This is a genomic window from Pseudomonas sp. Tri1, assembly GCF_017968885.1.
In the GTDB taxonomy this organism is placed as follows: domain Bacteria; phylum Pseudomonadota; class Gammaproteobacteria; order Pseudomonadales; family Pseudomonadaceae; genus Aquipseudomonas.
The window spans coordinates 453,328-469,081 of the sequence record NZ_CP072913.1; the positions used below are offsets into that span (position 1 = coordinate 453,328).

At 62.1% G+C, this 15,754-nt stretch carries 10 protein-coding genes; 9 read left to right on the plus strand and 1 reads right to left on the minus strand.

Annotated elements, in window-relative coordinates; translation table 11 throughout:
* Positions 1 to 74: 74 nt before the first annotated feature.
* Entirely contained in the window at positions 75 to 2,519 is a 2,445-nt protein-coding gene (locus J9870_RS02000) for a penicillin-binding protein 1A (protein ID WP_210645072.1), read from the minus strand.
* A gap of 208 nt (positions 2,520 to 2,727) precedes the next feature.
* On the opposite strand from J9870_RS02000, the gene J9870_RS02005 reads away from it, so the two are divergent.
* The 9 genes from J9870_RS02005 to gltB all read left to right on the plus strand — a co-directional run bounded on the left by J9870_RS02005 (position 2,728) and on the right by gltB (position 15,747).
* Positions 2,728 to 3,792 (plus strand): pilus assembly protein PilM, encoded by a 1,065-nt coding sequence (locus J9870_RS02005; RefSeq protein WP_210642472.1) that lies wholly within the window; start codon positions 2,728 to 2,730, stop codon positions 3,790 to 3,792.
* On the plus strand, positions 3,792 to 4,358 hold the full coding sequence (locus J9870_RS02010) for a PilN domain-containing protein (protein ID WP_210642473.1): 567 nt from the start codon (positions 3,792 to 3,794) through the stop codon (positions 4,356 to 4,358). The genes J9870_RS02005 and J9870_RS02010 overlap by 1 nt, the downstream gene beginning before the upstream one ends.
* Positions 4,355 to 4,978: a type 4a pilus biogenesis protein PilO gene (pilO, locus tag J9870_RS02015; protein WP_210642474.1), complete on the plus strand. Its 624-nt coding sequence runs from the start codon at positions 4,355 to 4,357 to the stop codon at positions 4,976 to 4,978. Before J9870_RS02010 ends, pilO begins: the two co-directional genes overlap by 4 nt.
* Positions 4,975 to 5,502: a pilus assembly protein PilP gene (locus J9870_RS02020; protein ID WP_210642475.1), complete on the plus strand. Its 528-nt coding sequence runs from the start codon at positions 4,975 to 4,977 to the stop codon at positions 5,500 to 5,502. Before pilO ends, J9870_RS02020 begins: the two co-directional genes overlap by 4 nt.
* A 13-nt stretch (positions 5,503 to 5,515) precedes the next feature.
* Positions 5,516 to 7,588 carry a type IV pilus secretin PilQ gene (pilQ, locus tag J9870_RS02025; RefSeq protein WP_210642476.1) on the plus strand — a complete coding sequence of 691 codons (2,073 nt, stop codon included), beginning with the start codon at positions 5,516 to 5,518 and terminating at the stop codon, positions 7,586 to 7,588.
* Positions 7,589 to 7,592: 4 nt separating this feature from the next.
* The gene (gene aroK, locus J9870_RS02030; protein WP_024779904.1) at positions 7,593 to 8,111 is read left to right on the plus strand and encodes a shikimate kinase AroK; all 519 of its coding nucleotides are present in this window, start codon (positions 7,593 to 7,595) and stop codon (positions 8,109 to 8,111) included.
* A 148-nt stretch (positions 8,112 to 8,259) separates the two neighbouring features.
* Complete coding sequence (aroB, locus tag J9870_RS02035) at positions 8,260 to 9,360, plus strand: 3-dehydroquinate synthase (RefSeq protein WP_210642477.1); 1,101 nt, start codon at positions 8,260 to 8,262, stop codon at positions 9,358 to 9,360.
* A 10-nt stretch (positions 9,361 to 9,370) separates the two neighbouring features.
* Positions 9,371 to 10,948 (plus strand): AAA family ATPase, encoded by a 1,578-nt coding sequence (locus J9870_RS02040; protein ID WP_210642478.1) that lies wholly within the window; start codon positions 9,371 to 9,373, stop codon positions 10,946 to 10,948.
* A gap of 350 nt (positions 10,949 to 11,298) precedes the next feature.
* A complete protein-coding gene (gene gltB / locus J9870_RS02045; RefSeq protein ID WP_210642479.1) occupies positions 11,299 to 15,747 on the plus strand; it encodes a glutamate synthase large subunit in 4,449 nt (1,482 codons plus the stop codon).
* Positions 15,748 to 15,754 lie beyond the last annotated feature (7 nt).

The following is a 15,754-nucleotide window of genomic DNA, read 5'->3' on the forward strand; positions in this document are numbered from 1 at the left end:
TTCCCACGTCCTGCGTGGGAACAATCAAAAGCCCCACACTTCTTTCGAAGGTGGGGCTTTTGGATGAGGTCTGCTCAGAACAAATCGATCGGCGCCGCTTCGTCCGCCGGCAATGGGCTGCCCGGCGCAACACCATTGCCCAGCTCATTGACCGACGGCGGAGTGTCTTCACTCTTGAACAGTTCGAAGTACGCGCCCGGGGTGCCAGGCGTGGCGGCGCGACCGCTGACCGGGTCGACGCGCAGGCTGAGGATGCCTTCGGGCTCCGGCTGGGTGTGAGGCGGTTTGTCCTTGAGTGCGGCGCCCATGTAGCTCATCCAGATCGGCAGTGCGACCGTGCCACCGAACTCGCGACGGCCCAGGCTCTCGGGTTGGTCGAAGCCGGTCCAGACGGTGGTCACGTAGTCGGCGTTATAGCCCGAGAACCAGGCGTCCTTGGATTCGTTGGTGGTACCGGTCTTGCCCGCCAGGTCGGTGCGACCCAGGGCCAGGGCACGGCGGCCGGTGCCGAGCTTGATCACGTCCTGCAGCATGCTGTTGAGAATGTAGGTGGTGCGCCCATCGACAATGCGCTCGGCGACAGCGGGTGCTTGCGGCAGGCCCGGGGCTGTCGTGGCTTCGCCCGGTGTCGCATTGACCGTGAACGTCTGGGTGGCCGGCGCGGCTACGCCGTCGCTGGCCTGCTCACCGGTGGGCACCCGTGGCGGGTTGGCGACGAACAGCGTCTCGCCGTTGCGGCTTTCGATCTTGTCGATGATGTACGGAGTGATCTTGTATCCGCCGTTGGCGAACGTACTCCAGCCGGTGGCGATTTCCATCGGTGTCAGGGTCGCGGTGCCCAGTGCCAGGGACAGGTTGCGCGGCAGATCCTGCTTGTTGAAGCCGAACTTGCTGATGTAGTCGATGGTGCGGTCCACGCCCAGCGCCTGCAGCAGGCGGATCGACACAAGGTTGCGGGACTTGTACAGCGCTTCGCGCAGGCGGATCGGGCCCAGGAACGTATTGGTGTCGTTCTTCGGCCGCCAGACCTTGTCCAGGTATTCATCGACGAACACGATCGGCGCATCGTTCACCAGGCTGGCGGCGGTGTAGCCGTTGTCCAGAGCGGCGCTGTAGACGAATGGCTTGAAGCTCGAGCCCGGCTGGCGCTTGGCCTGCAATGCGCGGTTGTAGTTGCTTTGCTCGAAGGCGAAGCCACCCACCAGCGAGCGGATGGCGCCGTCCTGCGGGTCGAGGGACACCAGCGCGCCTTGGGCAGCGGGGACTTGGCTGAACTTGAGGGTGTTGTCCGCCTGGCGCTGTACCCGGATCAGATCGCCAACCTGGGCCACGTCAGACGGCTGCCGGGGGTTGGCGCCCATGCTGTTGGTATTGAGGAACGGACGCGCCCATTTCATGCTGTCCCAGGCCACATGCTCTTCCAGCTCGCCGTTGCGGGTCAGCACCTTGATGCCATCCTTGTCCACCGAAGTGACGATGGCCGGTTCCAGGCCGCTGATGGGGCGCTGTTTGGTCAGCTCAAGGGCCCAGGCTTCCTTGGTCTTGCCCGGCAGGCGCGATTCAGGTCCACGGTAACCGTGGCGCTGGTCGTAGGTCATCAGGCCTTCGTGCAGGGCGGTGTTGGCCATTTCCTGCAAGTTGCTCGGTACCGTGGTGGTCACGCGGAAACCTTCGGTATAGGCATCGCTGCCATAGCGGCCGACCATCTCGGCGCGGGCCATCTCGGCGATGTACGGGGCGTTCACTTCCGGGGTTGGTACGTGATAGCTGGCGTTCAATGGCTCGTTGATCGCCGCGGTGTAGTCGGCTTCGCTGATCTTGCCGAGCTTGTACATGCGCCCCAGGATCCAGTCGCGCCGTTCTTTGCTGCGCGCCGGGTTGGCCAGCGGGTTGAAGCGCGACGGTGCCTTGGGCAGGCCGGCGATCATCGCCATCTGCGCCAGGCTCACATCACGGATCGACTTGCCGTAGTACACCTGCGCCGCCGCCTCGATGCCGTAGGCGCGGTTACCCAGGTAAATCTTGTTCACGTACAGCTCGAGGATTTCATCCTTGGTCAGCTGCCGCTCTATTTGCAGGGCCAGAAGGATCTCGGTGGTCTTGCGCGAGAAGCTGCGCTCACTGGTCAGGAAGAAGTTCTTGGCCACCTGCATGGTGATGGTGCTGCCGCCGGACTGGATGTGTCCGCTCTTGACCAACTGGCTGGCGGCGCGCATCAGGCTGCCCGGATCGACGCCGTAGTGATTGGCGAAGTTGTCGTCTTCAGCACTTAGTAACGCATTGATGAAGTTGGGGGGAATGTCGGCGAAACGGATGGGTGTACGGCGCATTTCGCCAAATTCGGCGATCAACTTGTTGTCGCTGCTGTACACCCGCAGAGGAATCTGCAACTGAATACTTCTCAGCGCCTCCACGGACGGCAAACCCGGACTAAGGTAAAGAAACGCACCGCTCAGACCCAAGAGCAGTCCGCAGAAAACGGCGACGATGGACCATCCGAAAAATTTCAGCAGACGAATCAAGGCTTTTGGATATCCAGGCAAAGAATGAAAAAGACGCCAGGTGCAGGGAAGGACCCGTGCGTGCAGCAAAGCGAAAAAAAACGCTGGGCATTATAAGCATTTTTTTTCGTCGAAAACGCCATCCGGACGTCCGTCGGGCCGGGGTGATTGAACGCAATGCATATTAGAGAGTCCGTAACTCACGGATAGTCATAGGGAATTGGTAGTGCTACGACTCTTCAATAAAAAAGCCCATACGCTTCTGGGGATAGACATCAGCTCCACGTCGGTGAAGCTGCTTGAGTTGAGCCGCCAGGGCGACCGGTACCGCGTCGAGTCTTACGCGGTCGAACCATTGCCGGCCAACGCCGTGGTTGAAAAGAATATCGCCGAGCTCGAAGGGGTGGGGCAGGCATTGTCTCGGGTGCTGGCCAAGGCCAAGACACCCTCGCGCAACGTGGCCGTCGCGGTGGCCGGTTCAGCGGTAATCACCAAGACCATCGAGATGGACGCCGGGTTGTCCGACGATGACATGGAAAACCAGCTCAAGATCGAGGCCGACCAGTACATACCTTATCCGCTGGATGAGGTGGCCATCGATTTCGAAGTCCTCGGCCCGTCACCGCGTAGCACCGAGCGAGTCGAGGTGCTGCTGGCGGCCTGTCGCAAGGAAAACGTCGAGGTCCGCGAGGCTGCGCTGGCGCTGGCCGGGCTGACGGCCCGGGTGGTCGATGTGGAAGCCTATGCGCTGGAGCGCGCCTTTGGCCTGCTCGCCACGCAGCTGGCCGCGTCCCAGGAACGGCTGACGGTGGCGGTCATCGACATCGGCGCCACCATGACCACCCTCAGCGTGCTGCACAACGGGCGGATCATCTATACCCGCGAGCAATTGTTCGGTGGACGCCAGCTCACCGAGGAAATCCAGCGTCGCTATGGCCTGACGGCCGAACAGGCGGGCCTGGCAAAGAAGCAGGGTGGCCTGCCGGACGATTACCTCAGTGAGGTGCTGCAACCTTTTCGCGAGGCCTTGGTGCAACAGGTTTCGCGGTCCTTGCAGTTTTTCTTCGCTTCGGGCCAGTACAGCGCGGTTGACCATATTTTGTTGGCCGGGGGCTCGGCGTCGGTCGCAGGCCTGGATCGGTTGATCGAACAACGCCTGGGCACACCGACCCAGGTGGCCAACCCGTTTACCAACATGGCCCTGAGCAGCAAGGTGAATGCGGGCGCCTTGGCCAGTGATGCGCCGGCGCTGATGATTGCCTGCGGGCTGGCCCTCAGGAGTTTCGACTGATGGCGCGGATCAACCTTCTCCCCTGGCGCGAAGCGTTGCGCGAAGAACGTCGCAAACGCTTTTTGCTGGCATTGGTGGGGGCGCTGGTGGGGGCAGTGGGCTTGACCCTGATCGCAGTCCAGTACCTCAACAGTGCCATCGACCAGCAAGTGGCGCGTAACAGTCATCTCTCCGAGCAGATCGCCGTGCTCGACGAACGCATCAAGCAAATCAGCGAACTCAAAGCCCGGCGCCAGCAACTGCTGGAGCGCATGCGCATCATCCAGGATCTGCAGGGTAACCGACCGGTCAGCGGACGCATCTTCGACCAACTGGCGCGGACCCTGCCGGACGGAGTGTATTTCACCGAAGTGAAAATGGAAGACAAGACGCTCTCGATCAAAGGCGCTGCGGAATCGAACAACCGTGTTTCGGACCTCATGCGCAACCTGGACGCATCGGACCTGTTCGATGCGCCCAGCCTGACGGAGGTTAAGGCCACCACGGCTGGGCAGCTCGACCAGGCCAATGTGTTCCAGCTGACGGTCCGCCAGACTCGTCCGGCCGATGGGGAGGACGCTCAATGAAACCGGGGGAGTGGTTCGACGCGCTGCGCAAGATCGACATCAGTGACCTGGATACCAACAACATCGGCGCCTGGCCGGCCCCAATCAAATGGCTGGCCGGTGCCTTGCTGGTGGTCCTGGTGCTGGGCCTGGGCTATAACTTTGCCTTGAGTGACCTGCAGAACCAGTTGCAGCAAGTGCGCCAGGAAGAAGATACCCTCAAGGCGCAGTTCGCGGGCAAGGCCCACATGGCTGCGAACCTGGAGCGCTACATCGAGCAGATGAAGCAGATGGAAACATCCTTTGGTGTGCTGTTGCGACAATTGCCCAGTGACACCGAGGTCCCGGGGCTGCTCGAAGACATTACCCGCACCGGCCTGGGCAGCGGCCTGGAGTTCGAGGAAATCAAACTGCTGCCCGAAGTCGCCCAGCCGTTCTACATCGAGCTGCCGATCCAGATCACCGTGACCGGCGGCTACCACGACCTGGCGACGTTCGTCAGCGGTGTGGCCGGGTTGCCCCGGATCGTCACGCTGCACGATTTCGAGATCGCGCCGATGGAGCCCGAGGCAGGCGCGAAGCTGCGCATGAGCATCCAGGCCAAGACCTACCGGTATAACGAGCAGGAGGCTCAGCCATGAAGCCGGCCTGCCGCATTTGCCTACTGGCAGGACTGGTCGCGTTGGCTGGTTGCAACAATGACAGCGGTTTCGACGACCTGGACGCCTACATGAACGAAGTGCGCCTGCGCCCACCCGGCAAGATCGAGCCGACGCCGACGTTCAGGCCCTACGAAACCTTCACCTACAGCGCCGCCAACCTGCGCAGCCCGTTCACCCGGCAGGTCCGGGTGGACCAGGCCAATCGGCAGCAGGGCTCACGCAACGTCCGGCCCGACCCCAACCGAGTCAAGCAATACCTGGAAGGCTTCAACATCGAGCAATTTGAAATGGTCGGTACGATCTCCAATGTCAGCGGCTCCTTCGCGCTGTTGCGCGGCGCAGGCGGGGTGCATCGGCTCAAGGTCGGTGACTATCTGGGACGCAACGACGGGCGAATTGTCGCCATCAGCGCCACCCAGGTCGATGTGGTCGAAATCGTTCCAGATGGCGAAGGTGCCTGGCTGGAGCGACCACGGACCATTCCTTTGAAAGAGCATTCATAGTGGAACTCGAACAATGAACAGGATTTTTTCTGCCCTCGGTATTTCGCTATGGATAGCGCTGTTGTCGCCGATGGTTCATGCGGCCAACCTGAAGACGCTGGATGTGGCGGCGTTGCCGGGTGACCGCATCGAGTTGAAACTCGCCTTCGATGGGCCGCCGCCGACGCCTCGGGGCTACACCACCGATCAGCCGGCCCGGATCGCGCTGGACCTGCCCGGCGTGAGCAATCAACTGGCCAGTAAGCGCCGTGACCTGGGCGGTGGCAACGCACGCAGTGCCACCGTGGTCGAGGCGGGCGACCGTACGCGGCTGATCATCGGCCTTACCCAACTGGCGCCGTATGACACCCGGATCGAAGGCAACAACCTGTTCGTGGTGGTTGGCAAAGGCATCGCGCCCAAGGCCACGACCCAGGCTGCGCGTCCGGCGGTTGCCAGTGCCGCGCCTGCCAGGGCCAGCGCGCCGGTGGGCAAGGCTATCCGTGGCGTGGATTTCCAGCGCGGAACCCAGGGTGAAGGCAATGTGGTGATCGATCTGTCGGACCCTTCCATCGCTCCGGACATCCAGGAGCGTGAAGGCAAGATCATCCTCAATTTCGCCAGGACCCAGTTGCCCGAGCCGCTGCGGGTGCGCCTGGACGTCAAGGACTTCGCCACCCCGGTGCAGTTCGTCAATGCCATTGCCGGCGGCGACCGGGCGACCATCAGCATCGAACCCAGCGGCACCTTCGATTATTCCACCTACCAGACCGACAACAAGCTGACCGTCAGCGTCCGGCCGATGACGGTAGAGGACCTGCAAAAACGCAATTCCGATCGCGCCGCCTACAGCGGTGAGAAACTCTCGCTGAACTTCCAGGACATCGAAGTGCGTTCGGTCCTGCAACTGATCGCCGATTTCACCAATTTGAACCTGGTGGCAAGTGACACGGTGCAGGGCGGCATTACCCTGCGGCTACAGAACGTGCCTTGGGATCAGGCGCTGGACTTGGTGCTCAAGACCAAAGGGCTGGACAAGCGCAAGGTCGGCAACGTGCTGCTGGTGGCCCCGGCCGATGAAATCGCGGCGCGCGAGCGCCAGGAGTTGGAGTCCCAGAAGCAGATTGCCGACCTGGCGCCGCTGCGGCGTGAGTTGCTGCAGGTCAATTACGCGAAGGCCGCGGACATCGCCAAGCTGTTCCAGTCGGTGACCAGTGCCGAAGCGAAAGCCGATGAGCGCGGCACGATCACGGTGGATGAGCGTACCAACAACATCATTGCCTACCAGACCCAGGACCGCCTCGACGAGCTACGCCGGATCGTGGCGCAGCTGGATATTCCGGTGCGCCAGGTGATGATCGAGGCGCGGATCGTCGAGGCCAACGTCGATTACGACAAAAGCCTGGGTGTGCGTTGGGGCGGTTCGATCCAGAACAAGGGCAACTGGAGTTCCTCCGGGGTCACCACCGGCGACTCCACCACCATTGGCACGCCGGGCAGCACCAGCACCAACCAGCCATTTGTCGATCTGGGCGCGTCGGGTAACACCTCTGGAATCGGCATTGCGTTCATTACCGACAACGTGCTGCTGGATCTGGAGCTGACGGCCATGGAGAAAACCGGCAACGGCGAAATCGTCTCCCAGCCCAAGGTGGTGACGTCCGACAAGGAGACGGCCAAAATCCTCAAGGGCACGGAGATTCCTTATCAGGAAGCCAGCTCCAGCGGTGCTACCTCGGTGTCGTTCAAGGAGGCCTCGCTGTCGCTGGAGGTGACCCCGCAGATCACCCCGGACAACCGCATCATCATGGAGGTCAAGGTCACCAAGGATGAGCCGGACTACCTGAACAAGGTGAATGATGTGCCACCGATCAAGAAAAACGAGGTCAACGCCAAGGTCCTGGTCAATGATGGCGAGACCATTGTGATTGGCGGGGTTTTCTCAAATACTCAGAGCAAGGTTGTAGATAAGGTGCCATTTCTTGGCGATGTGCCGTATCTTGGCCGCCTTTTCCGGCGTGATGTGGTTTCGGAGACAAAATCCGAGCTGCTGGTGTTCCTCACTCCGCGTATCATGAACAACCAGGCGATTGCTGTGAGTCGTTGATTCTGTGCGAAATTTGATTCTTGTTGGGCCGATGGGCGCTGGAAAAAGCACCATCGGCCGTTTGCTGGCCAAAGAGCTGCGCCTGCCATTCAAAGATTCCGACAAGGAAATTGAATTGCGCACGGGCGCCAATATCCCATGGATTTTCGACAAGGAAGGCGAACCGGGCTTTCGTGACCGTGAGCAGGCGATGATCGCCGAGCTGTGCGCGTTCGATGGCGTGGTGCTGGCCACGGGCGGCGGTGCGGTCATGCGCGAAGCCAATCGTCGGGCGCTGCATGCCGGCGGACGAGTGGTCTACCTGCACGCCTCCGTCGAACAGCAGGTCGGACGCACCGCCCGGGACCGCAATCGACCGTTGTTGCGCACCGCCGACCCGGCCAAGACCCTGCGGGACCTGCTGGAACTGCGTGATCCGCTGTACCGGGAAATCGCCGATCTGGTGGTGGAGACCGACGAGCGGCCGCCGCGGATGGTGGTGCTGGACATTCTCGAGCGCCTGCAGCAGCTGCCTCCCCGTTAATGCGCCTCGCGAAATGCGCTATCCTCGACGTCCCGTCGGGGCCCGCCTGGAGCGTGGCGGATAGCCATCTCAAGGCGCCAGGGCAAGCATCCGGGGCTTTCGTTAATTGCAGGCAGGACGCCTGATTCCATCTTCACTGTGGGGACACATGCAGACACTTAAGGTCGACCTGGGCGAGCGCAGCTACCCGATTCACATTGGCGAAGGTTTGCTGGACCAGCCCGAACTGCTGGCGCCGCATATTGCCGGGCGGCAAGTGGCGATCATCTCCAATGAGACCGTCGCGCCTCTGTATCTGGAGCGCCTGGCCCGCAGCCTGTCGGCCTTCTCGGTCATTTCCGTGGTGTTGCCCGACGGTGAGGCGTTCAAGACCTGGGAAACCTTGCAGCTGATTTTCGATGGCCTGCTGACTGCGCGGCATGACCGTCGTACCACGGTGGTCGCGCTGGGTGGCGGGGTGATTGGCGACATGGCCGGTTTTGCCGCCGCCTGCTATCAGCGCGGCGTCGATTTCATCCAGATTCCCACCACGCTGCTGTCCCAGGTCGACTCGTCGGTAGGCGGCAAGACCGGGATCAACCATCCGCTGGGCAAGAACATGGTCGGTGCTTTCTATCAGCCCAACGTGGTGCTGATCGATACCGCCACCCTCAATACCTTGCCGGCCCGCGAACTCTCTGCCGGGCTGGCGGAAGTCATCAAGTACGGGCTGATCTGCGACGAGCCGTTCCTCGGCTGGCTCGAAGATAACGTCGATCGCTTGCGTGCGCTGGATCAAACGGCCCTGACCTACGCCATCGAGCGCTCCTGCGCCGCCAAGGCCGCCGTGGTGGGTGCCGATGAGCGTGAGTCGGGGATTCGCGCCACGCTCAACCTGGGCCACACCTTCGGCCATGCCATCGAAACCCACATGGGCTATGGTGTCTGGCTGCATGGCGAGGCAGTTGCGGCCGGCACGGTCATGGCCCTGGAGATGTCTGCGCGTCTGGGCTGGATCAGCGAGCAGGAACGCGATCGCGGTATCCGTCTATTCCAGCGCGCCGGCCTGCCGGTGGTTCCGCCCGAGGAAATGACTGAGGCGGATTTCCTTGAACACATGGCAATCGACAAAAAAGTGATCGACGGTCGTCTGCGCCTGGTGCTGCTGCGCCACATGGGCGAAGCGGTGGTGACCGACGATTATCCGAAAGAGGTTCTACAGGCCACGCTGGGAGCGGACTACCGCGCCCTGGCTCAGCTTAAAGGTTAATAAGATTCCGATGACTAGTTTGCATGCCGACGAGGCTTTCCTCGGCCATTTCCAGTTGAGTCATGACCCTTTCGCTCCACGGGTCCCGGGCTTCAAATTCTTTCCCGCCCAGCGCAAGCCGGTGCTGGGCCAGTTGCATCACCTGGCCCGCTACAGCCAACTGCTCCTGGTGGTTACCGGCCCCCAGGGCAGCGGCAAGACCTTGCTGCGCCAGGCCCTGGTGGCCAGCACCAACAAGCAGTCGGTGCAAAGCGTGGTGGTCTCGGCCCGTGGTGCCGGTGACGCCGCCGGTATATTGCGCCAGGTGGCCCAGGCGCTGAACGTCGCCCAGACCGAGATCGGCGCGATTCTCGATCAGATCGTGCAACTGGCGCTGACCGGGCAGGAAGTCTATCTGCTGGTGGACGACGCCGAGCAGCTCGACGAGTCGGCCCTGGAAGCCCTGCTGGCCCTGGCCGCCGGGGCACCGGAAGGTCGTCCCCATGTGTTCCTGTTCGGAGAGTCGTCGCTGATCGCCGATCTGGATCAACTGAACCTTGAGGAAGAGCGCTTCCACGTCATCGAGCTGGCGCCCTACACCGAAGAGGAAACCCGTGAATACCTGGCCCAGCGTCTTGAGGGCGCGGGTCGGGGTATCGAACTTTTCACCGCCGATCAGATCTCTGAGATTCACGAGAGCTCCGATGGCTGGCCTGGCACCATCAACCAGGTTGCCCGAGATGCTCTGATCGAAGTCATGATTGCCAGCCGCTCTGCGGTGAAGCGTCCAAGTATGGGGTTCAACATGCCGAAGAAACACGTATTGGCGATTTCCGCCGTGGTCGTGGTCGCGGTCGCCGCCGCCTGGCTGATGCCGGGTCGCAACAAGGCACCGACCACGGGCGCACCTGCCAACGAACAGGCACAACTGCCCCTCGGTCAGGGCACGCCACAACCCAACGGTGGTGCGCCGGCAGTGGAATTTGCCGGTAACACCCAGCCGATGCCGCTGCCGTTGGTCGGCCAGTCGCAACCGGTCATGCGCGGTCCCCTGGCCGAAGCCGCGGGTGGCATCACCGAAGGCGACGACGGCGCAGCGCCGCCGATCGACGACAGCAGCGATGTGCCGCCGACCGTGACCACCACTGCACCGCCCGCGGGCGTGCCGGCTGGCCCGGCGCCATCGCCTGCCCCGACCGCCAAGCCGACTCCAGCCCCGACCCAGTTGGCTAGCGCCAAGCCTGCTCCTGCGCCGGCCGCGAAACCGACGCCAGCGCCAGCTCCAGCGACCAAGCCTGCCGCTACCCCGGCCAAGGCCACGGGCGGTAGCTGGTACGCCGGCCAGGCTCCGAGCAACTACGTGGTGCAGATCCTCGGCACCAGCTCCGAAGCCACGGCGCAGAACTTCGTCAAGGAACAGGGCGGCGAGTACCGGTATTTCAAGAAAGTGCTCAACGGCAAGCCGCTGTACGTCATCACCTATGGCAGCTTTGCCAGTCGTGATGCAGCCGTTTCCGCCATCAAGGCCTTGCCAGCGAAGGTTCAGGCTGGTAAACCTTGGCCTCGCACTGTCGCCAGCGTCCAACAGGAACTGGCTGCAACTCGCTGAAGATTCGGCGGCCTTACCCAGGCCGCCTCTCCCGGCAACCTCAAAATTTCCGCAGGGGCGAGCGACCTTTCAGGCCGCGCGCCTTGTGGTGTCTGCGTCACAGTAGCGTTTGAGTCGTAGCGGTCGAACCCAAAAAAGTTTTGACTAGCACAGCATATAGCTTTAAACCTTTCACAAATGCGACATGGATTTGCGACAGTTCGTCGTCAAATTTGTGAGCCTCTGTGTCGGTGTGTACAATGACCTCCCTTTTGCCCCCGCAAAGCTGGCGTACGTTCGGCGCGGCATGCAACTGGTTGAATTGAAAAGAAATTTGCCTCGATAAGGGGCAGCCTGGTGAGAAAGTGTCTATGAAAGCAGGTCTGTACCAACCAGATGAATTCAAGGATAACTGTGGTTTCGGCCTGATAGCCCATATGCAGGGCGAGGCGAGCCACACCCTTTTGCAAACGGCCATTGAGGCCCTGACCTGCATGACCCACCGCGGTGGGATCAACGCCGACGGCAAGACCGGTGACGGTTGCGGCTTGCTGATTCAAAAGCCTGACGAGTTCCTGCGTGCCATTGCCCAGGAAACGTTTGGCGTGACCCTGCCCAAGCAGTACGCCGTGGGCATGGTGTTCTTCAACCAGGACCCGGTGAAGGCGCAAGCGGCTCGCGAGAACATGAACCGCGAGATCCTGGCCGCCGGCCTGCAACTGGTGGGTTGGCGCAAAGTGCCGATCGACACCAGCGTCCTCGGCCGCCTTGCCCTCGAGCGCCTGCCGCAGATCGAGCAGGTGTTCATCGCTGGCGATGGCCTGAGCGACCAGGACATGTCGATCAAGCTGTTCAGCTCCCGTCGTCGCTCGTCGGTGGCCAACGCCGCTGACACCGACCACTACATCTGCAGCTTTTCCCACAAGACCATCATCTATAAAGGCCTGATGATGCCGGCGGACCTCACCGCCTTCTATCCGGACCTGAGCGACGAGCGCCTGAAAACCGCGATTTGCGTGTTCCACCAGCGCTTCTCCACCAATACCCTGCCGAAATGGCCGCTGGCCCAGCCATTCCGCTTCCTTGCCCACAACGGCGAGATCAACACCATTACTGGCAACCGCAACTGGGCCGTGGCCCGTCGCACCAAGTTCGCCAATGACCTGATGCCGGACCTCGAAGAACTCGGCCCGCTGGTCAACCGCGTGGGCTCGGACTCCTCGAGCATGGACAACATGCTGGAACTGATGGTGACCGGTGGCATCGACCTGTTCCGTGGCGTGCGCATGCTGGTGCCGCCGGCCTGGCAGAACGTCGAGACCATGGACCCGGACCTGCGGGCCTTCTACGAATACAACTCCATGCACATGGAGCCGTGGGATGGCCCGGCCGGTATCGTCATGACCGACGGTCGCTACGCCGTGTGCCTGCTGGACCGTAACGGTCTGCGCCCGGCGCGCTGGGTCACCACCACCAACGGTTTCATCACCCTGGCTTCGGAAATCGGTGTCTGGAACTACCAGCCCGAGGACGTCATCGCCAAGGGCCGCGTAGGCCCTGGCCAGATCTTTGCCGTGGACACCGAAACCGGCCAGATCCTCGACACCGACGCGATCGACAACCGCCTCAAGTCCCGTCATCCGTACAAGCAATGGCTGCGCAAGAATGCCCTGCGCATCCAGGCAACCATGGAAGACAATGACCACGGTTCGGCTTTCTATGACGTCGATCAGCTCAAGCAGTACATGAAGATGTACCAGGTGACGTTCGAAGAGCGTGACCAGGTGCTGCGTCCGCTCGGCGAGCAGGGTTACGAAGCGGTCGGCTCCATGGGTGACGACACGCCGATGGCCGTGCTGTCGCAGCGCGTGCGCACGCCGTACGACTATTTCCGCCAGCAGTTCGCCCAGGTGACCAACCCGCCGATCGACCCGCTGCGCGAAGCGATCGTCATGTCCCTGGAAATCTGCCTCGGTGCCGAGCGCAACATTTTCCAGGAATCGCCGGAGCACGCCTCGCGCGTGATCCTCAGTTCGCCGGTCATTTCCCCGGCCAAGTGGCGCTCGCTGACCAACCTCGACCGTCCGGGCTTCGCGCGCCAGGTCATCGACCTGAACTACGACGAAAGCGTCGGCCTGGAAGCGGCGATCCGCAACGTCGCCGATCAGGCTGAAGAAGCCGCGCGCGCCGGGCGCACCCAGATCGTGCTGAGCGACCGCCACATTGCGCCGGGCAAACTGCCGATCCACGCCTCGCTGGCCACCGGTGCGGTGCACCACCGCCTGACCGAAAAAGGCCTGCGCTGCGACTCCAACATCCTGGTGGAAACCGCTACTGCCCGCGATCCGCATCACTTCGCGGTGCTGATCGGTTTCGGCGCCTCGGCGGTGTATCCGTTCCTGGCCTACGAAGTGCTGGGCGATCTGATCCGCACCGGTGAAGTGCTGGGCGACCTCTATGAGGTGTTCAAGAACTACCGCAAGGGCATCACCAAGGGCCTGCTCAAGATCCTGTCGAAGATGGGCATCTCGACCATCGCCTCGTACCGTGGCGCGCAACTGTTCGAGGCCATCGGCCTGTCGGAAGAGGTCTGCGAGCTGAGCTTCCGTGGCGTGCCGAGCCGCATCAAGGGTGCGCGCTTCGTCGACATCGAAGCCGAGCAGAAAGCCCTGGCGGCCGAAGCCTGGAGCCCGCGCAAGCCGATCCAGCAGGGCGGCCTTTTGAAGTTCGTCCATGGCGGCGAATACCACGCCTACAACCCGGACGTGGTCAACACCTTGCAAGCGGCCGTGCAGCAGGGCGACTACAGCAAGTTCAAGGAATACACCTCGCTGGTGGACAACCGTCCGGTGTCGATGATCCGCGACCTGCTCAAGGTCAAGACCCTCGACACGCCGCTGGACATCAGTGAAGTGGAACCGCTGGAATCGGTGCTCAAACGCTTCGATTCCGCCGGTATCTCCCTCGGCGCCCTGTCCCCGGAAGCCCACGAAGCCCTGGCCGAAGCCATGAACCGCCTTGGTGCGCGTTCCAACTCCGGTGAAGGCGGCGAAGACCCGGCGCGCTATGGCACCATCAAGAGTTCGAAAATCAAGCAGGTTGCCACTGGCCGCTTCGGTGTGACGCCGGAATACCTGGTCAACGCTGAAGTGCTGCAAATCAAGGTGGCCCAGGGCGCCAAGCCTGGTGAGGGCGGCCAACTGCCCGGTGGCAAGGTCAACGGCCTGATCGCCAAGCTGCGTTATGCCGTGCCTGGCGTGACCCTGATCTCGCCGCCGCCGCATCACGACATCTACTCGATCGAAGACTTGTCGCAACTGATCTTCGACCTCAAGCAGGTGAACCCGAAGGCGCTAGTCTCGGTGAAACTGGTGGCGGAAGCGGGCGTCGGCACCATCGCTGCCGGTGTGGCCAAGGCCTATGCCGACCTGATCACCATTTCCGGCTACGACGGTGGCACCGGCGCATCGCCGCTGACCTCGATCAAGTACGCCGGTGCGCCGTGGGAACTGGGCCTGGCTGAAACCCACCAGACCCTGCGCGGCAACGATTTGCGCGGCAAGGTCCGGGTGCAGACCGACGGTGGCCTGAAAACCGGCCTGGACGTGATCAAGGCGGCCATTCTCGGCGCTGAGAGCTTCGGCTTTGGCACCGCGCCGATGATCGCCCTGGGCTGCAAGTACCTGCGCATCTGTCACCTGAACAACTGCGCCACCGGCGTGGCAACCCAGAACGAAAAGCTGCGCAAGGACCACTACATCGGTACCGTCGACATGGTGGTGAATTTCTTCACCTACGTGGCCGAAGAGACCCGCGAATGGCTGGCGAAGTTGGGCGTGCGCTCGCTCGAAGAACTGATCGGCCGTACCGACCTGCTGGAAGTGCTCGAGGGCCAGACCGCCAAGCAGCATCACCTGGACCTGACCCCGTTGTTGGGCAGCGATCACATTCCGGCAGACAAGCCACAGTTCTGCCAGGTAGACCGCAACCCGCCGTTCGACAAGGGTGAGCTGGCCGAGAAGATGGTCGACATGGCCGCTGCGGCGATCAACGACCTGAGCGGTGCCGAGTTCGCCTTGGATATCTGCAACTGCGACCGCTCCATCGGCGCACGGATCTCCGGCGAAATCGCGCGCAAGCACGGCAACCAGGGCATGGCCAAGGCGCCGATCACCTTCCGTTTCAAGGGCACGGCCGGCCAGAGCTTCGGCGTCTGGAACGCCGGTGGCCTGGACATGTACCTGGAAGGCGACGCGAACGACTACGTGGGCAAGGGCATGACCGGCGGCAAACTGGTCATCGTTCCACCCAAGGGCAGCATCTACAAGACTCAGGACAGTGCCATCATCGGCAACACCTGCCTCTACGGTGCTACGGGCGGCAAGCTGTTCGCCGCCGGCACCGCAGGCGAGCGTTTTGCCGTGCGTAACTCCGGCGCCCACACTGTGGTAGAAGGCACCGGCGATCACTGCTGCGAGTACATGACCGGTGGTTTTGTCTGCGTGTTGGGCAAGACCGGTTACAACTTCGGCTCTGGCATGACTGGCGGTTTCGCCTATGTGCTCGACCAGGACAACACCTTCGTTGACCGGGTCAACCACGAACTGGTGGAAATCCAGCGGATCAGCGGCGAGGCGATGGAAGCCTACCGCAGCCACCTGCAACGTGTGCTGGATGAATACGTCGAGGAAACCAACAGCGAGTGGGGACGTAACCTCGCCGAAAACCTCGATGACTATCTGCGTCGTTTCTGGCTGGTCAAGCCCAAGGCTGCCAACCTGAAATCGTTGCTTTCCAGCACTCGTGCCAACCCGCAGTGATATGCGC